At 41.2% G+C, this 24011-nt stretch carries 18 protein-coding genes and 3 pseudogenes; 8 read left to right on the top strand and 13 right to left on the bottom strand.

The features are described from left to right. Nucleotides 1-33: 33 nt before the first annotated feature. The 12 genes and pseudogenes from TOL9009_RS37815 to TOL9009_RS0103145 all read right to left on the bottom strand — a co-directional run bounded on the left by TOL9009_RS37815 (nt 34) and on the right by TOL9009_RS0103145 (nt 8703). A complete protein-coding gene (locus tag TOL9009_RS37815; RefSeq protein WP_260675823.1) occupies nt 34-279 on the bottom strand; it encodes a recombinase family protein in 246 nt (81 codons plus the stop codon). A 420-nt stretch (nt 280-699) separates the two neighbouring features. Then, a pseudogene (locus TOL9009_RS42935) lies at nt 700-843 on the bottom strand (NAD(P)-binding protein); the annotation flags it as partial. 114 nt (nt 844-957) lie between these two features. Then, nucleotides 958-1152, bottom strand: coding sequence for a heavy-metal-associated domain-containing protein (locus tag TOL9009_RS0103190; protein WP_029631122.1), 195 nt, complete (start codon nt 1150-1152; stop codon nt 958-960). A gap of 26 nt (nt 1153-1178) precedes the next feature. Next, a complete protein-coding gene (locus TOL9009_RS37810) occupies nt 1179-1550 on the bottom strand; it encodes a hypothetical protein (RefSeq protein WP_038295905.1) in 372 nt (123 codons plus the stop codon). Between the two features lie 48 nt (nt 1551-1598). After that, complete coding sequence (locus tag TOL9009_RS0103180; protein ID WP_029631120.1) at nt 1599-2282, bottom strand: class I SAM-dependent methyltransferase; 684 nt, start codon at nt 2280-2282, stop codon at nt 1599-1601. A gap of 65 nt (nt 2283-2347) precedes the next feature. Further along, the gene (locus TOL9009_RS46820; RefSeq protein WP_186227464.1) at nt 2348-2521 is read right to left on the bottom strand and encodes a hypothetical protein; all 174 of its coding nucleotides are present in this window, start codon (nt 2519-2521) and stop codon (nt 2348-2350) included. Then, on the bottom strand, nt 2511-3200 hold the full coding sequence (locus TOL9009_RS0103170) for a methyltransferase family protein (protein ID WP_029631119.1): 690 nt from the start codon (nt 3198-3200) through the stop codon (nt 2511-2513). The genes TOL9009_RS46820 and TOL9009_RS0103170 overlap by 11 nt, the downstream gene beginning before the upstream one ends. Nucleotides 3201-3250: 50 nt before the next feature. After that, nucleotides 3251-3526 carry a DUF2933 domain-containing protein gene (locus tag TOL9009_RS42930; RefSeq protein WP_084763094.1) on the bottom strand — a complete coding sequence of 92 codons (276 nt, stop codon included), beginning with the start codon at nt 3524-3526 and terminating at the stop codon, nt 3251-3253. 39 nt (nt 3527-3565) lie between these two features. Further along, entirely contained in the window at nt 3566-5689 is a 2124-nt protein-coding gene (locus TOL9009_RS0103160; RefSeq protein ID WP_029631117.1) for a heavy metal translocating P-type ATPase, read from the bottom strand. A 388-nt stretch (nt 5690-6077) separates the two neighbouring features. Further along, entirely contained in the window at nt 6078-6221 is a 144-nt protein-coding gene (locus TOL9009_RS46815) for a hypothetical protein (RefSeq protein ID WP_186227469.1), read from the bottom strand. 112 nt (nt 6222-6333) lie between these two features. After that, complete coding sequence (locus TOL9009_RS0103150; RefSeq protein WP_029631115.1) at nt 6334-7035, bottom strand: DUF305 domain-containing protein; 702 nt, start codon at nt 7033-7035, stop codon at nt 6334-6336. 447 nt (nt 7036-7482) lie between these two features. Continuing rightward, nucleotides 7483-8703 (bottom strand): MFS transporter, encoded by a 1221-nt coding sequence (locus TOL9009_RS0103145; RefSeq protein WP_029631113.1) that lies wholly within the window; start codon nt 8701-8703, stop codon nt 7483-7485. A 917-nt stretch (nt 8704-9620) separates the two neighbouring features. Between TOL9009_RS0103145 and TOL9009_RS0103135 the strand changes: the two genes are divergently transcribed. Both TOL9009_RS0103135 and TOL9009_RS0103130 read left to right on the top strand, forming a co-directional pair. Further along, nucleotides 9621-10334 (top strand): DUF305 domain-containing protein, encoded by a 714-nt coding sequence (locus tag TOL9009_RS0103135; protein WP_051502770.1) that lies wholly within the window; start codon nt 9621-9623, stop codon nt 10332-10334. A gap of 189 nt (nt 10335-10523) precedes the next feature. Further along, nucleotides 10524-12473: an efflux RND transporter periplasmic adaptor subunit gene (locus TOL9009_RS0103130; protein ID WP_029631107.1), complete on the top strand. Its 1950-nt coding sequence runs from the start codon at nt 10524-10526 to the stop codon at nt 12471-12473. Between the two features lie 208 nt (nt 12474-12681). On the opposite strand, the gene TOL9009_RS48770 is transcribed toward TOL9009_RS0103130, so the two are convergent. Further along, entirely contained in the window at nt 12682-12804 is a 123-nt protein-coding gene (locus tag TOL9009_RS48770) for a hypothetical protein (protein WP_260675822.1), read from the bottom strand. A gap of 211 nt (nt 12805-13015) precedes the next feature. Here TOL9009_RS48770 and TOL9009_RS42915 point away from each other — a divergent pair. The 6 genes and pseudogenes from TOL9009_RS42915 to TOL9009_RS0103100 all read left to right on the top strand — a co-directional run. Continuing rightward, a pseudogene (locus tag TOL9009_RS42915) lies at nt 13016-13234 on the top strand (cation transporting ATPase C-terminal domain-containing protein); the annotation flags it as partial. 676 nt (nt 13235-13910) lie between these two features. Then, nucleotides 13911-15251 (top strand): annotated as a pseudogene (locus TOL9009_RS37805) (TolC family protein); the annotation flags it as partial. Nucleotides 15252-15346: 95 nt separating this feature from the next. Then, the gene (locus tag TOL9009_RS0103115; protein ID WP_029631105.1) at nt 15347-16030 is read left to right on the top strand and encodes a SanA/YdcF family protein; all 684 of its coding nucleotides are present in this window, start codon (nt 15347-15349) and stop codon (nt 16028-16030) included. Between the two features lie 796 nt (nt 16031-16826). Continuing rightward, nucleotides 16827-18398: a SulP family inorganic anion transporter gene (locus TOL9009_RS37800; protein WP_051502769.1), complete on the top strand. Its 1572-nt coding sequence runs from the start codon at nt 16827-16829 to the stop codon at nt 18396-18398. A 179-nt stretch (nt 18399-18577) separates the two neighbouring features. After that, entirely contained in the window at nt 18578-20239 is a 1662-nt protein-coding gene (locus tag TOL9009_RS0103105; protein WP_029631104.1) for an efflux RND transporter periplasmic adaptor subunit, read from the top strand. Nucleotides 20240-20607: 368 nt separating this feature from the next. Then, nucleotides 20608-23775 (top strand): efflux RND transporter permease subunit, encoded by a 3168-nt coding sequence (locus tag TOL9009_RS0103100; protein WP_029631102.1) that lies wholly within the window; start codon nt 20608-20610, stop codon nt 23773-23775. The last annotated feature ends 236 nt before the right edge of the window (nt 23776-24011 follow it).

The following is a 24011-nucleotide window of genomic DNA, read 5'->3' as shown; positions in this document are numbered from 1 at the left end:
GATTCTTGTAAGCTAGAAAGCTCAATTCCTCGCTTATCTAAAAGTTTCCATAGTTTCAATCAGGTCTTTGAGCGACCTTCCCAAGCGGTCGAGCCGCCATACCACCAAAACATCGCCAGTCCGTGCTACCTCCAATGCTAATGAAAGTCCAGGTCTAAGGGCTTTTGCACCACTTATACGGTCGGAGTAAATTTTCTCGCAACCAGCAAGCTGCAAAGCATCCATTTGCAGGTTCAGATTCTGGTCATCTGTTGAAATTCGGGCATAACCTATTAACATACTTTGAACCCTTAACAAGTACATATACTCGTTACTTAACAGGGTATGTTGACTTTGATATAATTACCGAGTTTCGTTACTAAACTTGATTCGGTTTCTGGTTTGCAATCTGGGTGGTCATAACAGTTAAAAAAACGACCGTTTATTTGACCTTATAGTTGCAATTAATTCTGGTTCAAATTTTAATATATTTTTGTAAAGTTGAAGCAGTTTTTAAGTAAACTCCCAAACTCCTGTTTGACAGGACTTTGGCTTAGTTGCAAATAATCCTGGTTGAAACCGATGATTGCAGGTTGGTTGCAGTTAATCCTGGCTCAGTTGCAATTAATCCTGGTTGAAGTGTAATTATAGTTGCAAATAATCCTGGTTTGGAAATGCGTTGATTGCAGGTTTGAGTGATTAGTATTGCAGGTTATTACACTTAGCCATCGTAAACGTATGACCAAAGCCACCCGGATGCTCATGAGCTTCGAGAATTTGCACAGTTTTGCCGGAGTTTGCCATCAAAGCGCCAAAAACTAATGCTGATAAGCCACTACCGATAATCAGGTAATCCGGTTTCATAAGAAGTTCCTCAAACAATAAACATCTTTACAGGATTGCTATAGCACCTGTAACCTGAGAATTGGTCATCCAGTGAGAGGCTCTGAAATTGAAGTCAGAGCCAATTACACTGAGTTAACTAGCAGGATAGCCAACCTGGGCGATCGCTGCCTTAATTGCTGTTTCAGAAGCTTGAGTTTCCACTAATACAATCTTGGTTTTTGGATCGCCCTGAACAATAGCGTGAGCATCGACTGTTTTAATCGCTTTAGTGATGGTGTTTACACAACCACCACAGGTCATTCCAGGAACTTTTAATTGAAGTTTCATAATGTCAAATCCTTATTTTTGTGTGGTTACTTAGGAAAAACGTTTTGGACAATCAGCAATGCTTTTCTCCACTTTTCAACCCGTTTCGCTTCACTGTTCGGGCAGTAATCTGTACAGTCAACTGCTTGTTCGGTCAGTACGATTACTGGATGGAGAGCGCACTTAAGATAGGGATTACGGCTAAAATATCGACAGCGGTGACACGGAACTTTATGATGTTGTTTTAAGCTGAATGAATGCCGCCTTTGTTTGGCAATGCTTGCATAAATTGGAGCAGCGTTGGCGTAGCCTCTGTGAAAGAGAATCGCTGAGAGTACCACAAGGCTAATAATAATCAGGAAGGCTGCATCCAGTGCAGGGAGAGTTTCAATGACAGATTCGATCCGCAGAAAATACATGAGGGGAAAGGCGATCGCCAAACAAACACCAGATTTTTAGAAACATCATCATTTCCTAAAGCCGATATAAGCCATGCTGGTAAAGCGAGCTAATCCTATTGGGAACGATAAAAACTGAACGTGATTTAACCCTGCTTCACGTATCAGTGCTGACAGTTTTTCCTGGTTGAAACATCGATTTCCCCAATACCACTGAATGAGTGAGCCGAGTAGTCCAGATCGAGTCACAACAAGAACTAATGGTGCACCAGGACGCAAAACTCTGACCATTTCTTGTAATCCCTGTGCTGGATTCAGTAAATGTTCAAGCATATAGGCACTCATGACACCATCGAAAGAATGGTCTGGAAATGGCAACATATTCACATCACTTTGACAGATTTGATGACGAATATTTGCCTGACTGAGTTGTTGATGGGCTATTTTGAGCATCTCGGATGAGATATCGACTCCAGTAATCTGTATTGTTGGATTGATAGTTTGAGCAAATGCAAGACTGAAGTCCGCTGTGCCAATACCACAATCACAAATGGTCAGGTTGTCTTGCCAGTGAGGCAAAATATCAGCGTTTTTTAGCGATCGCCATAACTCTCGATAAGTATGACGATAACCCAGAAGACGAAGAAGTTGATGCCACCAGCCAGCAGCTTTATTATAGGTTTGAGACAGTTGTGTAGTTGTTGGATAAACTCGTTGAACTGAAACCTGCCACCATCCAATCGTCCATTCCATTGTAAGACCTCATTGATATGAAGTAATAATGTCAGTAAGTGCTACTAATGTCTTGACACTCCTCCTCATCCATCGGGCGACAAAATATGCTTGGAAAAATTTGCACGAAGATAATTACAGTCTAAATAAGCAATGCCTGTAATAATCGCTGTGGCAAGAAATAGCGATCGCACACTTAATCTTAGTGCTGGATAACTACGTACACGATTTTCTTCGCTATGTTGAATACTACGGGTCATGATGAGACTCCTGTGCATGAGATAGTTTTCTTTGAGTGTTGCGACGACCCCACGGGAAAAATGCAGGGGTCATTGCGGCATAATGAGCGTACTCCTCACCAAATTCTGCGAAGGCATCGCGTTCTTCTTGGTGTGCTAATCGGATGTACATGGCGACCAAGATGGGGAACATGAGCAACGTCAAGAGGGTGGGCCATTCCAGCAAAAAGCCCAACATGATGATAATGAAGCTGACATACTGCGGATGGCGAATTGTTGCATAGGGTCCGGAAACCGCCAATGTATGACTTCGTTGAGCTTTGTAGAGAACTTCCCAAGCGTTGCCTAAATAAATCAGTCCACCAAAAATTATTACACTACTCAGAAGGTGAATCGGATTCCAATGAGGATCACCCTTCCACCCCAGCAATGTCCACCAAAGATGCCCAGCATCATGGGAAAAAATGTTCAGTCCTGGATAGCGGGTTTGCAGCCAGCCGGAGAATAAGTAAAGCGTTAAGGGGAACCCATACATTTCTGCGAACAATGCCACAATAAACGCTGAGAATGCACCGAATGATCGCCAATCTCTAGGTGTACGCGGCTTGGTGAAACTAAAGGCAAAGATGATAAATATCAGGGAATTAATAATCACTAAACTCCACAGTCCGTAAGCCGGAACATTACTCATATCTTTCATGTTTCGATCTCCTTGAAATAAATTGATTTGCAAAGTCTGAATAACCGCCTTCAGCGAGATTGGCTATTGCCGCCCTGATCGCCTCCATGTCCTCCATGTCCACCATGCATAAATAGGTGCATGAATATACAAACGAACAGTAAAGAGTACGGTAAGAATCCCGCTAAATGCGCCCAATGTTCTGTAATTAGGAAGTATGCAATAATCCCGATTGATACATACAGCACAAACTTAATCGGCAAACTAAGACGAGTTTGCTGATGATTGTCTTGCTGAGAGGCTTTGCCAACGGGCTGGGGCTGATTCGATGAATCATGTTGATGCATAAAGACCTCAATTTATTCAACTTATTTTGGATAGAGTTCTTAATCACTTAAACGAATGCGACGTAACGACATTGCATTAAGTGAAACAACGACCGTCGAAACGCTCATCAATATTGCGCCTATTGCTGGTGTTAATAAAATGCCGAATGAGTAGCCAATTCCTGCTGCTAAGGGAATTGCAACGACGTTGTACCCAGTTGCCCAAAACAAGTTCTGAGTCATTTTGTTGTAAGTCGCTTTCGCAAGTTTGAGCGCGTAGGTGGCATCAAGCGGATCGCTTTTAACTAAGATTAGGTCGGCAGACTCGATCGCAACATTGGTTCCAGCACCGATCGCCAGTCCTAAATCTGCCTCGGTTAAAGCAGGTGCATCATTGATGCCATCGCCCACAAAGGCGGTCGGCTTCTCAGCTTTGAGGCGACGAATCAGCGCAGCTTTATCCTGTGGTAGGACACGAGCATAGTAGCGATCGATATGCAAATCCTCAGCAACGGTCTTTGCCACCGCTTCGGCATCGCCTGTAATCATTACCACTTGCACGCCCATTTTCTGTAATTTTATAACCGCTTCTCGTGCAGATGCCCGCACCTGGTCTGCTAACCCAAATAGCGCGAGAACTTGGCGATCGTCCATCAGTACGATCGCACTTTCACCACGAGATTCACGTTCTTGCAGTCCCTTTTCCAACATTGGCGGAAACTGCAATTTCAACTCCTGAACCCATTCTGGTCTGCCGACCCGATAGTGCTGACCGTTTACTACGCCTTCAACGCCCTGACCTGGAACAGCTTTGAAGTCACTGGCTTTAGAAAGCTGGATTTTGCGATCGCTGGCTTCTTCAACGATCGATTGTCCGAGCGGATGTTCTGATAAGGATTCTAGGGAGGCAGAAATACCCAAAGCTTGTAACTCATCTATACCATCAGTATAAATTCGCTGTACGCCAAAATGTCCTGTCGTCAATGTCCCCGTTTTATCGAATGCGATTGTTTTAATGCTTTTTGCTCGTTCAAATGCTTCTCGGTTTCTCACCAGGATGCCATTTTTAGCAGACATTCCAGTAGCATTGACCAGTACTAAGGGAATCGCTAAACCTAACGCATGAGGACAAGTAATCACCAATACAGTAACCGCGCGATTGATTGCAAATGTTAAACCATCTGGTTTGATAGATAGCCAAATGATGAATGTTAGCGTAGCAACCCCGATCGCGATCAGGGTGAGCCAATAAGCGAGTCGATCGGCTAGTGATTGAAATTTACTTTTAGATGTCTGCGCTTCCTCAACCATCCGCATAATCTGGCTCAAGGTTGTTTTATCTCCGGTGCGAGTTACCTTGAGTGTCAAAGCGCCTTCTCCATTAACCGCTCCTGCGATCGCTTCATCATTGGCTTTTTTGACCACCGGACGCGACTCTCCCGTCAGAAAGGCTTCGTTGACGCTGGAAGTACCCTCGACAATCTCACCATCGATCGGGACTTGTTCACCAGGACGAATCAGAATTAGATCGCCCTCAATTAATGCGCTCACTGGGACATCTTCTATCTGCTCATTCACCTGCTTGTGAGCGACCGAAGGCACTAACTTCGCGAGTTCCTCTAGAGCGCGGCTGGCTCCCTGCACAGAAGCCATTTCAATCCAGTGACCGAGCAGCATGATATCGACTAAGGTTGCCAGTTCCCAGTAGAAAGAATCTCCCTTCAATCCGAAAGTTACTGCCACACTGTAGACAAATGCTACGGTGATTGCTAGAGCAACCAGAGTCATCATGCCAATTTTACTGCGGAGTTCGTAGTAGGCTCCCTTCAGAAAAACCCAGCCACCATAGAAATAAATAATGGTTGAGAAAATGGGAATAACCCAATTCGCACCCGAAAACTGGATAGCTTGATAGTTAAACCAAGTCTGAAACATTGGCGCAAAATAGAGAACAGGCAGCGTTAGCAGGAGGCAAATAAAGAAGCGTCGTTTGAAAATACCTGGGGTGTGTCCAGCATGTTTATCGTGCCCAGCGTGTTCAGCGTGATTGGGCTGCTGACCGTGACCACCGTGGTTGCCGTGCGGGTCAGGCAGATTCTTCTTCAGCTGTTTTTCGTGTTCATCGTGCCCAGCGTTTCCGGGCTTGGGTTGGGTTTGCTGATGATGACGGTGATCGTGGTTCACAAATGAATCCTCCTGGTTTACCGAGATACCCTAACTGGCAGATTTACAGATGATGAAGCTAGGCTCCCCGCTACAACGGAAAGCCGTGTGAGAGGAATGGAATTCCTTAAGATTTGAATTGTTGCAACAATATGAGCTTTTTGGGCTAATATAAAAGTTAACAACTATCTTTACTTCGCTCGCCCGCAGCAATATAAACAAAGCGCAAATGACTGCTTGAGCGTTAAACTAGTTGATGCTGGTAGATAACTTAATTCCGAGTTGCTTGTAAAAAGTTGTTTCCTTCTGAAAAATGGTATTGAGATGGGAAGATACATCAACACAAATACCAGTGGCAGGGCATACAGCAAGATAGAAACTACAGATGAGCGATCGCCTAAACTATGCGCTAGTTATCCCTAGTAAGTAAAACTACTTTGACTCTCTCTTTACTCAAAGCAGCAACTGCTTCATAAGCTTCGGGCTTCAGTGTATCTGCAACTCCAACAATTCCTATCAGCAACCCATTACTTCCACTTAAGTAGGTAGGCACAAATAAACCTACCTATGTAACGAAATGTAAAACCCTCGAAACCCTTGTGATTGCTTTACTTCACTTCGTTACGTTCGCAATGACGTAGTTAGGTTTTATCGTACTTATCTACTTAGCTTTGTGTCGGACTAGACTTATACCAAGCTTGATACCATTGCTGCATCTGACTGATTTCAGCAATTTGAGTTTTAATGATGGACTGAGCTAATTTGCGAATTTCTGGTTTGGTAGTTTTGCTAGAAACCATCTGCCCCATCTTTACTGCCATTTGGTGATGGGGAATCATCTGACGAATAAATTCCTTGTCAAAATCGGTGGCATTTTTCAGGGCTTCTAAATCTACTTCCATGCCTTTCATATTGCCGTTCATAGACATTTGCATCATCCCTTGATTGCTACCTTGATCGGTCGTACTCTGATGCATTCTCATCATTTGCTGACGATTCATCGCCATAGTAGGAACTTCTTTGCCGTACCATGCTTTGTACCAAGTTCGCATTTGTTGAATTTCGCGCACTTGGTCTTTTTTAATGGCTTGAGCGAGTTGTTTGATTTCAGGACGCTTCGCACGGGTTAAGGCTAAATCTGCCATCTGCACTGCTTGCTCGTGGTGGGGAATCATCATTGTGATGAAATGCTGATCGACTTGACCCATCATTCCTTGTTGATCGGGGGTAGTTTGACCAGATGGGTGATGAGAATTGTCTTCTGAATCTGGAGTTTTAGCTTGTGTACTATTTGTAACTAATAAGCCAGCAATGGTACTACTAGTTAAAAGCCCGATGAAACTATAAATCAGTTTTTTACTATTCATATATCTACCTCTATTATTTATTTTGCGATGATAGGTATCATGGTTCCAAAACTCGCATGATTTTTGACCTGCTTCAAGTTTTAAAATATCCTCTACAATTTATTTTTAAGATATATGTAATTTATATTTAAAATAAACGTAAAATTAATTTTCGATGATAACTTCGTTATTTGATTTGGTAATTCCATTATCGTCAAATAAACAATTAAGACAATTGTGAATGCAAGTTTCAAGCTGGCATTGCTGACTGTTAGTTGTAGTAATTATTCAAATTCTCAAACAGGAAGTTCGGTTTATTACAGCATTTTTGCTACCTTGGTTACACCTTAAGAGATCGCAAATGCGATTACATCTATCTAATGAAATGGAAAGCATTTCTTCCTGATGATGACAATAATTTCATCCTAATTTCATTTCTGTATGCATAGCTTTTTTTAGGGTGATGTTCTACCTGAATCGTCTATGTTGATGTTTCTTCATCAAACCCAGCAGTAACCCAGTTCCAACCAGTAAAACGCCAGCAAAACCATAAGGGGCGTTTACCTGCCATGCAAACAGAATGCCCCCTAACATTGATCCCCCAACTTGTCCGAGGCTATTGGCGGCATTTTGAATTCCTAATACCGTTCCCGTGTGTTGACCGCCCCGTTCTGAAATTAAAGCAGTTAAGTTTGGGGTGATCAATGCCATACCGAATGCCAACACACCGACAACTCCCAGCACAATAGGAAGCGATCGCGCTATTAGCAGCAGGAAAATTCCGCTTCCCATGAGTGCAAACCCTAAAGCAACTTGGGCGATCGCACTCACAGATCGAGACAAGTAGCTCACTGCAATGATTTGAAAGACTGCCATCACTGAGCCACAAATCATGAATACAATGCCTGTTTGGATGGGACCGTATCCCAATCTTTCTTGAGCATATAATGCAAAAACGGCTTCAAACATCGTGAGTCCAAACTGTGCGAGCGTGGTTAAACCCAGCAGCAGTAATAGCGGTTTACCAAGCTTTGTCCAATTCAGTGCTGACTGACGATCGAGTACAGTCGCCGATCTCGATGGTAACGATTCCGGCAACCATCGGAAAGCAACTAGCAACGTTAAGAACATCAAAACCGCAGCTAGAAAAAAGGGAGGAGCATAATTTTCAACTTTGATATTTAAAAAACCAAGGGTGAAATGTAAGTCTTCACGAGTTGTCAAGCCACCGAAAGCTGGACCTGCAATTACTCCAACACTCACTGCTGTACCGAGCCAAGCCATTCCTTGGGCGCGGTCACGTTCAGCCGTTAAATCAGAAACATAAGCCGTAGCAGCAGGTAGCATTGCAGAGGATAGAAGCCCACCGACTGCCCGAACAACGTACAGCATTGTCAGGGAAGAGGCAAACCCAAATAGTACTTGTGTAATGGCAGAGCCAGCAATTCCGAGCAAAATTAAGGGTCGTCTGCCAACTCGATCTGACCATTGCCCCCAAAACGGTGCTGCAATTAACTGAACGAAGGCGTAAATGCTGGTTAATAAAGTAATGTGAATTGCGAGTACGTCACGCGGAACTCCTGCTGCATGTAGGTGTTTGGCGTAGAAAGGAAGTACTGGCAGGCTTACTCCGAAACCAATCATGACGACAGATAAGCAAGCAAGAAGTAAAAATAGCCTTTTACTCATAAAATTAGGTACTAAGTAGGTGAGCGGGAAAATTTACAATTATGTAACGAAATGTCAAACCTCTGGAATTGTCTTCTAGTTGCGCTTTAGCGCTCTTAACAGTAACAAACCAAGAGTAGTTTATTTCCACCCACCTACTTATTCGCGGGATGACAATGGCAGGTATTGTATTGGTGGCGGGATAATTATTAGACCTGCATTGATTCTTTTCTTAGGATTTTCTCTGCAACAAGCGCAAGGAACTACATTAGCATTATAAGTATCATTGATTGATATCTTGGCTACACTAGTTTGCGGTTGTGAATGTTCTTAAAAGTAGCAACGACATTTGGAGCGATCGCAGGTACAATTTTTTCGTTATTAGCTTTTATACGACAACAATATTTTACTTATATTATCGTGACTTTGATTGTGTTAACAGGTTTAATAATGAGTTTTCTCGAGAAAAAATAATTATATTTACAAAGTTAAATAAATTACAATTTGTTTGTAAAACATATAAGTGTATTCCCTCATCTCTTTCTTCTCAACCTGAAGCTGCTACTGTTGGCTTGACTGAAGCTGAAGCAAGAGAAAAATTTGGGGAATCTGTACGCTGCTATTGCTCAAGGTTCCAACCCCTTTTCGATAGTATTGCTGAACCTCTGATTTCATCTGCGTATGTATTGACAGTTTTGCGAATGCTGACTAGCACATCTTATGGCAGCCAGCGAATCTGCCATACCAGCTGTTCTTCTACAGAAAACTATGGGTATCAACCCTTAATTTCATCCTGATTTCATTTTTGGCTGCAAAGATTAAGTTGTAAGTGTAGCAATAACGCTACAACCCAACAAAACGCAAATCACCAACAAAGCTTGACTCTCCAGTTAGCTGGATATTTTAGGATTGAATCAAGAAACTATCAAACGATACTTATGCAACTCGAAACTATGAAAAATAACATTTTGGTATTTGGTTTTGTGGCGATCGCATCCCTAACAGGTGGTGTGCTAACAGGTTGTTCTACAAATGCTTCCCAGAACCAAGTTCAAGCCCCAAACAGTGCTGCAACCGATGCTAGCAACAAGCAGATGAACCACGGAAGTGGCATGAATCAGGGTAGTAGCATGAATCACAGCATGGCGATGGATTTAGGACCAGCTGATGCTAACTTTGATTTGCGTTTCATCGACGCGATGACACCACACCATCAAGGAGCGACAGAAATGGCTAAGGAAGCACAGCAAAAATCAAAACGTCCTGAGATTAAAAAGCTAGCAGACAATATTATTAAGGCGCAAAACCAAGAAATTACACAGATGAAGCAGTGGCGACAAGCTTGGTATCCCAAGGCAGGAGATAAACCAATGGCTTACGATGCTTCATCGAAGCAGACGCGGGAAATGCCATCCGAACAAATGGAAGGCATGATGATGAACATGGACTTAGGTGCAGCCGATGCTGAGTTTGACTTGCGCTTCATCAATGCGATGATCCCGCATCATGAAGGCGCTGTCACAATGGCGAAGGACGCTTTGAATAAGTCTAAACGACCTGAAATTAAGAAATTAGCTCAAGAAATTATTAATTCCCAAAATACAGAAATTTCACAAATGAAACAGTGGCGTAAAGCTTGGTATAAAAAGTAAGCTGAACTCCTAACAGTTATCAATGCTGATGAAAAGAGGGCAGGGTTTTCGTGAATAGAGCATTTTTGACGAGCGTAAATTTTTACCATACATTGGGTATAAAATTTCATCCCAATTTCATATCTATATGAAAAACTGGAGAAGAAGCCAAAAACTATAAACCTGCCTTACATAAGCAAATTATAAACAATGGGAATCAAAGGCCATTATCAACATAAAACTTCGCTACTCCAGTATACTTCTGTCGTCATACTTAGTTTACTAGTACTCAATACTCCCAAAGTTGTGCTAGCAGGTGCTGGACATGACCATAGTGGTGCAAGTTCATTTCAGGCTGGAGGTGAAGCATCTGGTTCTGTAACTGTTGACGCGGAAACGGCAAAACGCTTGGGAATTAAAGTTGAGTCGGTAAAAAATCAACAGTTAGATATTGGGATTAAAACTACCGGACAGATTGAAACTTTACCCGACCAAAAAGTTGAGGTGACTGCACCCCTGACAAGTAAAGTAGTTGAGTTACTAGTAAAACCAGGTAGTAAAGTCAAAAAAGGTCAACCTGTAGCTGTTGTTGCTTCACCGGAGTTGGTTGATTTGCGCGTAAATTCTCAAGAAAAACAAGCCGATGCTCAAGGAGCTTTGCAAAAAGCACAAGTTAATTTTCAATTAGCCCAAGAAAATTTAGACCGCCAGCAAACAATTTCTAACGCAGAGATAGCACAAGCCCGCACTCAATTAAATGCTGCTCAAGCACAATATAATCGGGATTTATCTTTAGTCAATCAGCGCTCTGTTTTGAAAGTCGCCCAAGAAAACCTCAAACGTCAGCAGCAAATCGCCAACGCAGAAATCGCGCAAGCAAACACGGAGGTTGCAGTTGCCCAAGAACAATATGACCGAGATAAAGAACTGGTGGAAAAAGGCGCATTGCCAAGACGGCAGATGCTAGAGTCGCAAGCTAAACTCGAAAGGGCAAAGGCTGAATCCGCTAGAGCCAGAAGTCTTCCTCAAGTTGTCCAAGCCGAAAGCGAAGTTAAACGTGCGGAGGTAGACTTACCTTTAAGAGAATTGCGGGATTCTCAATCTCGCGTAGCCGAAGCGCAGTCACAATTGAAACGCGCAGAAACTCGTCGAGACGTTTTGGAAGCACAAGCACAATTGAAACGCGCTAAATCAGATGTAGTAGTAGCACAATCTCAACTTAAGCTCAGTAATACTACTTATCAAACTCGGCTGCAACAATTGGGAAGCACTGCCAACGCAAAAGGACTTGTGACAGTAACCGCGCCCATTTCCGGTACTGTTGCCAGCCGAGAAGTAAGTATTGGTCAATCGCTGCAAGATGCGGGTGGTAAGCTGATGACAATCATAAACGACGGTCGGATATTTGCCACGGCGAATATTTATGAGAAAGATTTAGGTATAGTGAAAAATGGTCAAAGAATAAGAGTAAAGGTCGCTTCCTTGCCTAACCAAAGTTTTGAAGGCAGAATTACACAAATTGGCACATCTGTACAGGGAGAAACAAGAGTTGTACCCGTACAAGCGGAAATAAATAATTCTAGCGGTTCGCTGAAACCGGGAATGTTTGCCGAATTAGAGGTAATCACAGATAAAACAGCTTCGTCTCTATTAGCAATTCCGACTTCTGCTGTAGTGGATGCTAATGGTAAAAAAATAATCTACGTGCAAAATGGTAACGCTTTCCAATCGACTGAAGTCACTTTTGGTCAAACCTCTGGGGACATGGTGGAGGTGAAAACAGGTTTGTTTGAGGGTGATATGGTTGTTACCCAACGTGCTACACAATTATATGCACAGTCATTGCGGGGTGATAGTAAAAAAGAAGCCCCAAATGCAGAAGAAGAACATGCAGACGAAAAAACTGAAGTGAAAACAAATAATTTTCCAGTGCCTTTGTGGTTAATGACAGCAGGGGGAGGTTCTGTAATTACTGCGATCGCATTTTCAGCTAGTAATTTATTATCTCGTCGCAAAAGTCCCCATTTAGCAACAGTAGGTGCTTATGGAGAAGAAACTGTAACTTACGAAACAGATACTCAGATTTATTTAGATAACCATAAGCAAACAAATGTATCTCACACCCCGATTTTAATTGAGAAGCAGGAAAAATCTGAGTAGTAGTGCTTCTATAATTATATTCAACGGTCGTTTTAACTTTAAACGATAACCATCTACTTTGAATATAACGATTTTCATCACTTGGTTGCTTCTGTTAAATAATAAATAATTGTAATGAGGGCAAATTTGTATTGCCCTCCTTTTAAATTTTTATTTTTTAGGATTTTTTATGAAATTTTATATTTTTATTCTAAATAGTAAAATGCCCTCAGCGATAAATTTGATTTTCTCCTTTAGTACATATATACATTTCGTCAATAGTTGATGTACTAGATGCGATCGCCTGAATAATTATTGCTGCGGGACGAGAATATTTTTTTAGCTCAAGCATAAATATTTCATCTTAATTTCATCTTGATTTACTATACTAAATATTTATAGCACGTTCCTCATGTTTTATAATCATGTCAGACTTTTTATATGTATTTCTATGATTACAGATACAAAGCTGACTTCTTACATTTTTTATCAATTTAATAATCCAATACTAAATTTCATTTTGATTTACTACAGTAAGTATTAAAAACTTATGCCTTGGCATTATTCCACTAAATCCTCTCTCTAATCCTTATTTACTTGCTGTCGTTAGCTTGACGACAGTTTAACAGCTAATGTTAATTTACGTTGCACCCCTAAGGAATTTTTTTAATCCCCACTGGCTAACTCCGATGGAACTTGCTATCTGTGTTGGTTTTAGTGCTTTGATGTTTATTTGGATTGAGTTTGAAAAATTATTCATCAAATGGTTTTTCACTCGTTGAAACTTACTAAAATTTCATCTTGATTTCATTTGCAAATGTCAAAATAAGTATTAGCTCAATATATTCCTTCTCATATAACTCCTCTTTCTAACACCATACCCAATTACGGCAAGAGAGTCTATTGAGTTTTTTTTATTAAATCTTGGCTGCCAAAACCCTACTTATGCCAATTTAGGAAAAATGCAATGCGACGGATGGATTGTTGAAACAACCTTACAAAAGGAATTCCAAAATCCTGTTAGGGTATTAGCCATCGTTCTGTATAAAATTAATTACTCAGTAGTTTTAAATCTGTGAACTTTTCGGTTTTCTGATGTTGCGACGCCTGCAATTTTATGCGGTCGCTTTTTTTTGTGTGGTGTAAATTTTATTTCATGACTACAGTAAGTATATGTCTAATTATCGTTATATCATTTTTGTGGCTATCGGTTGTGCGATCGCTTTGAGCAATACAAGTATTAGTTTCGCACAAACTATATTTAATACGGTAAAAAATCCAGATATCCAAAACAATTATTCTCAAACAAACTCATCTCCTGCCATGATGCAGTTTCCTAATGCGATGACTGTCAAGGATACTAATTCAAACAATCTAAGCAATCCTAGCAAAAATTTAGAGCTAACTCAGTCTTCATTCCCTTCTCCAGTTTTACCAGACAAAACCCCAGTTCCTAAATCCCTCGACCCGAATCCAAATCCGCTCCAACTTCCTACCAAACCAGAAGAAGTCAAGATTCAAGACACCCAAGCAATTAGTTTGCAACAAGCTTTAGAATTAGCACGGCGCAATAATCGGGAACTACAGGTAACAATACTAACTCTAGAACGCAGTCGTGCTGGACTGCGCGAGGCACAAGCAGGTTTGTATCCAAATCTATCCCTTAACACTGATATTAACCGCCAACAATCTGCAAGCGGTCAGCTTTCTTCTGAACAGCGTTCTCGAAGTGGTGTACTATCCACAGAATCAGCACCTGGTACAACTTTATCCGGAACAGCACAACTGAGCTATAACATTTATACATCTGGCTTGAGGTCGGCTCGCATCCGAACTGCTGAAGAACAACTACGTTTTGACGAGTTAGACGTTGAGCGTCTATCAGAAGAAATTCGCCTTAATGTTTCTAACGAATACTATGATTTGCAACAAGCAGATGAACAAGTCAGAATTAACCGTGCTGCTGTAGGAAATGCTCAAGCAAGTTTGCGAGACGCACAAGCTTTAGAGCAAGCTGGTGTTGGTACCCGGTTCGATGTGTTGCGATCGCAAGTTAACTTAGCAAATGTCCAACAAGAATTAACTAATGCCATTAGCCAGCAAGAAATTACCCGTCGGCGATTAGTAACTAGATTAAGTTTGCCACAGTCGATTAGTATTACTGCGGCAGATTCAGTAAAAATAGCGAGTTTGTGGAACCAACCACTAGAAGAAAGTATTGTCTTAGCTTTTCAAAACCGTGCGGAACTGCAACAACAACTTGCACAACGCAACATCAGCGAACAGCAGCGACGTTTGGCACTTTCGGAACTTGGTCCGCAAGTTAGTTTGGTTGCTAGTTACAACTTGCTAGATGCTTTTAATGACAGGGTTGGCATAACTGATGGGTATTCTTTAGGAATTAGAGCCAATTTGAATTTATTTGATGGGGGTGCAGCAAAAGCTAGAGCAAATCAAAATAAAGCGAACATTGCGATCGCAGAAACTCGTTTTGCTGACCAACGTAACCAAATCCGTTTTCAGGTAGAGCAAGCTTATAGTAACCTGCAATCTAATTTGCAGAATGTTAATACTTCCGCTGCTGCTTTAGAACAAGCAAGGGAAGCTCTGAGTTTAGCGCGTTTAAGATTTAAAGCAGGTGTGGGTACTCAACTTGATGTCATTGCTTCTGAAAGCGAGTTAACTAGGGCTGAAGGTAGTCGTATACGGGCAATTTTGGATTACAACCGTGCTTTGGTGAGTTTACAACGTGCGGTAAGTGGCAATTCTCAAAGTTTAGGAATTCGACCAAAACTGTAAAGAAAACTTCATTCAACCTCATATTTTTATGCATATGATAAGAGATTGGCTAAAGAGGGTTGAAAAATTCATTAACTTAGCTAGTAGCAACAAAAATGATATTCTTTGGACAAAAAATAGAGAAAAAATATTTCAGGTTGTTCCGTTGGTTGCGTTTGATATTGCTAGGTTTGCTAATTAGCGTCTTGGTAATACCATTAACCGCAACCGCTTATATCGGTTTGATGACGAATGGCATCCGCTATATCAAACCGGAAGAAGTTCCACTAGAACGGCTAGCAATGGTATTCGGTGCAGGACTTTTGGCTAATGGTAAACCCACACCGATGCTTGCAGACCGCATAGAAGCTGGGGTTAAACTTTACCAGATCGGACGAGTTAAAAAGTTACTAATGACAGGGGACAACAGTACAGTTTCCTACAATGAAGTTAGGTCGATGCAGCAGTACGCTCATGATTTGGGCGTGCCAATGAAAGATATTACTCTAGACTACGCTGGTTTTAGCACCTATGAGAGTTGTTATCGCGCTCATAAGATTTTTGGGCTACATAAAGCTGTTGTTATCACCCAAAATTATCATCTACCTCGTGCTATTTATACCTGTCGTCAGTTTGGGTTAGATACGGTAGGTTTAGGAACTCCAGATATCGAAATTTACGGACTGTGGGAAATGATTCCTGATTTAAGACGGGAAATGTTAGCAAACGTCAAAGCATTGTGGGAAGTTCATGTTACCCGTCCTCGACCCACTTTTTTAGGACGCTTTGAGAAAATTTAGTAGTTTTGGGAATTAAGTGCTGAATTTATTAAAAAATTAGCTCGAATAATTAGGTAAATAATATATATCACAAATAAATTTCATGCTAATTTCATTTTTAGATGCAAGCCCTAATTAAATTTCAAGAATAAAGTTATTCTTTTTTTCAGTCTTATTCAAAAGTCGAGATTATAAATAATAACCTCAGTAACTATTTTTTAGGAATTTTAATAATCGGGCTTCTTTATTTAAAATTATGTCTATTTCAACACTCAAATTGATGCACCCAAGGGTTATGCAACCACATGGGGATAAAAGATACATTCAAACCTGTCATCATAGTCAAGAGGTAAATGAAATTTTTTTTGAGATTTTTTTGCCTGACATATCCAAAAATTTATGCAAGATAAGTCAGATCATCACTTCAGCGCCTACTTGAGATTAATTTTCTAATCAATTCAAAAATTTCATCTTGATTTCATAAATTCATGTAATAGTGTGTAAAGTGGCTGTTCTAATTTTTATACTGTGTCAAAAAATTCACTTTATCTCAGAAACATTTGTTATGTAAAAAATGTTTTACTTTCGATTTTATAATTCCAAAAATAAGAGGAGAGTTAAGCAAAACAGAAAAATTAATTGACAAGTGGCAGATTATTTTTTGGACAAGCTGTTAAAAAAAATCAGTTGCTTGCACCGCATCAAAAATGTAATTTTTCTATTCAGTTTTTAGCTTATTGACAAAAACATACATATCAGCACTTACCTTTTACAGAATGACCAAGTATAAACATATTAAACTGGCTTGAATTTAGTTATGGCAAAGCTTGAAAAAATCAAATATCAACACTCTTTGAGCAAAGATATCGTAGCATCTTTTGTTGTATTTATCGTTGCTCTTCCGCTATCAATGGGAATTGCGATCGCTTCGGGAGTTCCTGCATCTCGTGGCTTGGTGACAGGAATTGTTGGTGGTATACTTGTCGGGGCGATTTCAGGTTCAGCATTACAAGTTAGTGGACCAGCAGCAGGGTTAGCGGTGATAGTCGTAGAATTAGTTCGCAGCAATGGTGTAGAAATGCTTGGTCCCGTCATACTCTTAGCAGGTTTAATACAGACGCTAGCGGGAGTATTCAAGTTTGGTAAGATATTCCGCGCCATATCTCCAGCAGTTATTTATGGGATGCTAGCAGGTATTGGGGTGCTAATTTTTGCTTCGCAATTCCATGTAATGCTAAAGCAAAAGCCCCATGAAACAGGAATTGAAAATTTAATTACCATCCCCATCTCTCTGTTCCACACTTTTTTTGCTGCTGACAGTGTTAACCATTTGATGGCTGCGGCAATTGGTGTTATTACCTTAATTGTGCTGCTGTTGTGGGATAAATTCAAACCGCGTAGCTTGAAACTGTATCCTGGAGGATTAATTGGTGTGTTGACGGGGACAACAATTGCCAACCTGTTGCACCTATCAATTCCCTATGTCGATGTACCAGTAAATCTTCTCGAAGTCATCCAAATACCAACCACAGGAAGCTTAATTCGCCTTCTGAATCCATCCTTACTAATATCAGCGCTCGCAATTGCATTTATTGCCAGTGCCGAAAGTTTACTTTCAGCGGCGGCGGTGGATAGGCTACACCAAGGCTCAAAAACCGATTTTGACCGGGAATTAACCGCCCAAGGCTTCGGTAACATTGTCTGCGGTGCACTCGGAGTATTACCAATGACAGGAGTAATTGTCCGCAGTTCGGTGAATGTCAAAGCTGGGGCAACAACTCGACTATCCGCTATACTACATGGTGTTTGGATACTGCTTTTGGTAGTCCTCGCACCAGGCTTACTTCGGATGATTCCGATGTCGAGTCTTTCCGCAATTCTAGTTGTTACGGGCTACAAGCTAGTGGAAGTCGAGAACATCCGCAAGCTGAAACAGTACGGACGTATGCCTTTAGTCATTTTTACTGCAACTTTTCTTGGAATTATTACCACCGATTTGCTTAAAGGAGTAATAATTGGTATTGTACTGACCATAATGACACTGATTTATAAAATATCCTACCTTAACCTACACCTTGAGAAGGACGAAGAAAATCGACGAATACATGTGTATATAGAAGGAACTGCAACGTTTATTCGCTTGCCAAAGCTGGCTTCTGTTTTAGAGGACATGCCACCAAATACAGAATTATGTGTACATTTTGACAAATTACTTTATATAGACCACTCTTGCCTGGACTGGTTATCAATGTGGGCAGAGCAACAACAGCAGAGGGGAAATACGGTAATTATGCACTGGAATAACCTGGAAAAGCGCTTCCGCAGACCTTTTCGAGATTTAGATATTAATATCGAGAATAAACAATCGAAACGATCGCAGCCATTATAAATTTATGAGGTTGAATCTCCATCCTATATTTCATCCTAATTTCATTTCAGTGTGAAAGAATGTTAACTAACAGCTTATTCAGCTTCTGAAGTAAATTTCAAAAGCTATGTAGCTATTTTTTCATGAATATGCGAAAAACACATAGGCGTGATCCCCTCTATTAAAGGAAACTTTAGGCGATGCCATTTAATCCTTCCCAAAATAAAACTGCATCACTTCTTCATGTTTCTTCTGCAATACTGAGCTTGCTGTTGCTAACTCCTCAAGGCGTTGTATTAGCAGGTGCTGGACACGACCACAGCGGTGCAAGTTCGTTTAAAGGTGGAGGGGACGCAAATGGTTCAGTAAATGTTGATGCACAAACAGCCCAACGCTTAGGAATTAAAGTTGAACCCGTAAAACGTCAGCCCCTCGCTCTTGGGATAAAAACCACCGGACAAATTGAAACTCTACCCAGCCAAAAAGTTGAAGTCACAACTCCAATTACAGGGGCGAAAGTCGTAGAATTATTGGTAGAACCTGGTGCAACAGTCACAAAAGGTCAAGCTCTTGCCGTTGTCACAAGTCCCGATTTAGTTGATTTGCGCGTTACTTCTCAAGAAAAACGTGCTTCGGCGATCGCAGCTTTGCAACAAGCACAAGCCGATTTAAAGTTAGCTCAACAAAATAGAGAGCGATACCTACAGATAGCCCAAGCAGAGACAGCGCAAGCACAAAGCCAAGTCGCGTTTGCTCAAGAAAAATATACTAAAGATACGCAATTAGCCTCCGCAGGTGCTTTACCGCGTCGTAATGCTCTAGAATCTCAAACCCAATTAGCAGAAGCAAAAGCTAAACTCGTTTCAGCCAGTAGCAGACGGGATGTAATCGAAGCTGAAGCACAAGTTAAACGCGCTCAATCTGCCCTTCAGGTAGCACAAGTCCAACTCCGCATCAGTGGAGATACGTATAATACTCGGCTACAACAACTAGGAAATCTCCCTAATTCTAAAGGATTGGTGACAGTGACGGCTCCGATTTCTGGAAAAATAGCTGGACGTGAAGTAACCATCGGTCAAACTTTTAACGATGCAGGTGGTAGATTGATGACTATTGTTAACGATAGTCGGGTGTTTGCGACAGCGAATATTTACGAAAAAGATTTAGATAAAGTAAAAATCGGTGAAAGGGTGAATTTGAAAGTTGCGAGTTTACGCTCAAGCACTTTCACAGGAAAAATTGCCCGAATTGGCACATCTGTACAAGGAGAAACACGAGTAGTACCCGTACAAGCCGTAGTGGATAACCCAGGTGGACAACTCAAACCCGGAATGTTTGCCGAACTGGAAGTATTGACAGGTCAACAATCTGCACCTACCTTAGCGATTCCCACCTCGGCTATGGTTGATGCTAATGGTAAAAAAATTGTCTACGTTCAAAATGGTAGTGCCTACCAAGCTGCTGAAGTCACATTGGGTCAAACCTCTGGGGATATAGTAGAGGTGAAAACAGGTTTATTTGATGGCGATATGATTGTGACTCAGCGAGCTACGCAATTATACGCACAATCGTTACGGGGTAGTAGTGAAAGCAAGGAAGATAGTCACGCAGAAGAGACTACGGTTAAAAGTAATAATTCTGCTTTACCTTCGTGGTTATTAGCAGCAGGTGGAGGAACTATAGTTGCGGCTGCTGCTTTTGCGGCTGGAAGTTTTTGGTCGAGTCGTAAGCGTTCCCGTTTAATTCCAGCAGGTAATTTAGATTACAACGAGTTCAGGTATGAAACTGAGGTTTATTTAGATAAGCATTCATCACCTTTGGCAGATGCGTCTGTGGTGGAGAAGGGCAAGAAAGAGGAGTAGCAGTAAAGGTTATAAAAGCTCGGCTTAACATTAGACCTCTGTGAAAACGATGTAGAGACGCTTTCCTCCTAAAGGGTTCCCGCAGGGTAATATCGTGTCTCTACAAGGATTGTGAGTAACACATAAATTTCCAGTTTTATATTTATTAGACATCTCCGAAAAAGAATGTAGAGACGCGAAATTTCGCGTCTCTACAAGGATTGTGGGTAACGCATAAATTTCCAGTTTTATATCTATCATATCTATTCAATTTTACTAGATTTCCCAACACAGTCCCATCAAATATTTCATCCCAATTTCATCCGAGCATGAAAAACTAGAAAGTAACTACGCGCCAAGTACAGAAAGCAAATCACTAAAATCTAAAAATGCTTGGAAACATTGTTAAGTGGGTAATTAACCGACGCTGGCTCGTCGTATTAGCTACAATTATTGTGTCGTTTTGGACATTCTACGTCATTCCTCAGATGCCGTTGGATGTACTGCCAGCCTTTGCACCCCCGCAAGTGGAAATCCAAGCCGAAGCCCCTGGACTCGCGCCTGAGGAAGTCGAATCGCTAGTAACTTTACCAATAGAGAGTGCAATTAACGGCACACCGGGAGTAACCGCAGTCCGTTCGTCGAGTGCGGCTGGGATCTCTGCGGTGAGGGTGATATTTAATTCGTCAACTGACATTTATCAAGCGCGTCAGCTAGTTACCGAACGACTACAACAAGCGGTTAGCAAGCTACCTCCAGGAGTTGAAACACCACAAATATCCCCCACCACTTCCCCCGTTGGTTTAGTCGTCCAGTACGCTTTTACCGTCGAAGATGAAAAAAACTCCTCCAATTCTACCCCGGAGGAACAAGCTACATCCCCAACTCCTAACTCCCTAATGGAAGCTCGTCGAATCGTCGATTGGCAAGTGACAAATCGTCTTTTAGCTGTTCCCGGAGTCAGCCAAATTTTAAGTTTTGGTGGTGACGAACGTCAATTTCAAGTACTAGTTGACCCCGTAAAGTTAGCAGCTTTTAATATTACTCTAGACCAAGTTACGCAAGCAACTCAAAAAGCAAATGTCAACGCTCCTGGCGGATTTTTGATTACGCCAGATACAGAACAGTTGATTCGGGGTATCGGTAGAATCGAATCAATTGAAGACTTAAAGAAATCAAGTATTATTGCACGTAATGGCGTTCCCGTTAGATTGCAAGATGTAGCCGATGTCCAAATTGGGGCAGCACTAAAACGGGGTGATGGCAGTTTCAACGGCAAACCCGCAATTATTGTCATGGTGAATAAGCAGCCAATAGTTGATACTCCGACTGTCACCCGTGCGGTAGAAAAAGCAATGGCAGAAATCAAAGCTGGATTGCCAAAAAATATTAAAGTTACTACTACATTTCGCCAAGACAGTTATATTGAGTCTTCGGTTGACAACGTTCGTTCCTCTTTGATTCAAGGTAGTATTATTGCCGCAATTATTCTGATTCCTTTTTTAATGAATTGGCGTATTCTAGCAGTATGTTTGTTAGACTTTTTCTTAACATTACTGTTTGGGATGCTAGCACTTTCATGGTTGGGAATTGGACTGAATACAATGACCTTGGGTGGTTTAGCAGTTGCAATTGGGACTGCTATTGATGATGCAATTGTATACGGTGAAAATACTTATCGCCGACTGCGGGAAAATAAAACTTCGGACGACCCATTATCACCGTTAGAAATTATTTTTGAAGGTTCTCAAGAAGTACGCGATTCGTTGGTTGGTGCAACAATTATCGGTATTATTGTTTTCTCGCCAATTTTTACCCTACCGGGTATCGAAGGTCGAATTTTTACCCCAATGGGTATTTCTTATTTAGTGGTAGTTGTCATTTCTAGTTTAGAATCTTTATTGGTTTCTCCAGCTTTATGTGCAATTTTATTACCCAATACAAAGGTAACAAAGCGAGAACCTTGGTTAGCTAGATTTTGTAAGGGAATTTACAGCTCTTGTTTAAACTTTTCCATGCGAAACTCCTTCTTGATTATGGGTATCGCAACAGTTTTAACAGTCGCATCAATTGTGATTATTCCTTCTTTCGGTAGAGCATTTTTACCAGAGTTTCAAGAGCAAACGATGGTTAATACTTTGATATCTTACCCAACTGTTTCTCTAGAAAGTAGTACCAAAGCAGGTCATGTAATCGAAGAAGCATTAAAAAATGACCGGAGATTTAAATTTATTCAAACTCGTTCCGGACGTGCTTCAGGTGATTCCGAAGCCGCAGGTGTAAACGTTGCTCACCTTGACATTGAATTAACCGATGAGGGAATGCGAAACCGCGAAAAAACTCTAGGAGTAATCCGAGCAGCATTTGAAAAAATACCGGGTGCAGCAGCTAATATTGGTGGATTTCTTTCACACCGAATGGACGAAGTTTTATCCGGGGTTCGTAGTTCCATAGCTGTGAAAATTTTCGGTTCCGACTTAGCAGAGTTAAGGAAAATTGGACAGCAAGTCGAGCAACAAATGGCAACAGTTAATGGTGTCATTGACTTACAACTCGAACCACAACTTCCAGTCCCGCAAATTCAAATTAAATTTGACCGTGATGCAGCTAGTCGTTACGGTCATACGGTGGGGGATTTGGCAAATACAATTGAAACTGCGCTTAATGGTAAAGTTGTTTCTCAAGTTTTAGAAAATCAACAGTCTTTTGATTTGATTGTATGGTTAAAACCCGAAGCACGGCAAAATTTAGAAACCATCCGTAATTTGTTGATTGATACTCCCAATGGACAGAAAGTACCTTTAGGTAACGTTGCTAGTATTGTCGATGGAACGGGACCCAATACAATCAACCGTGAAAATGTTTCCCGCTTAATTGTGGTTTCTGCAAATGCTAAAGGTCGAGATTTACGCTCGATTGTTACTGATATTGAAAGCAAAGTTAAAAGTAATATCCAAGTACCTGCGGGTTATTTTATTCAGTATGCAGGTCAGTTTGAAGCGGAAGAACGTGCAACCCAAAATATTCTCGTTTTTAGCGCGATCGCATTCATTGCGATTACAGTATTAATGTACCTTTCAGTTAAATCTATCCCTTCTACCGCGATGATTATGATTAACTTACCAATTGCGTTGGTAGGAGGTGTAATCGCTGTTGCTTTAACTGGTGGGGTAATATCGGTTGCGTCTTTAGTTGGGTTTGTTTCCTTGTTTGGGGTGGCAACTCGCAACGGTTTGTTATTGGTAGACAATTATAACAGTAAGTATGCCGAAGGAATGCCCTTAAAGGAAGTTATTGTCAAAGGGTCAATGGAACGATTAAATGCGATTTTGATGACAGCTTTAACTTCCGCATTAGGTTTAGCACCGATGGTCATTCAAGGTGGACCAGGACAAGAACTTTTGCAACCGTTATCTGTGGTTGTATTTGGTGGTTTGTTTACTTCTACTGCGATAACTTTAGTGGTTTTACCTGCATTGTATGCGAAGTTTGGTAAATTTTTATTTCCTAAGAAAGTGGAGGAAGCTAAAGAGGGGCAATTTTTGATGCATATGTAGTTAAAATAATCATTATTGCCCTTTGTCACCAGTACTTAAATACACGTAGGGTGTGTGTTAGGAGCGTAATGCACGACTTCTTAAGGATTTGGTGCGTTACGAACTTCGTTAAGCACGCACCCTACAATACCTGCCAGAAATTTCATCCCAATTTCATCTTCATCTGAGAGAGTAGATAAAGTATCCAATATTTAAATTGACTAACTGGACTAACAGTGCGAATATCCCTAAATTCT

The sequence above is a fragment of the [Scytonema hofmanni] UTEX 2349 genome (assembly GCF_000582685.1).
Taxonomy (GTDB): Bacteria; Cyanobacteriota; Cyanobacteriia; order Cyanobacteriales; family Nostocaceae; genus Hassallia; species Hassallia hofmanni.
Note: the sequence above shows the minus strand (reverse complement) of the source record. Positions and strands in the feature narration are given on the sequence as shown.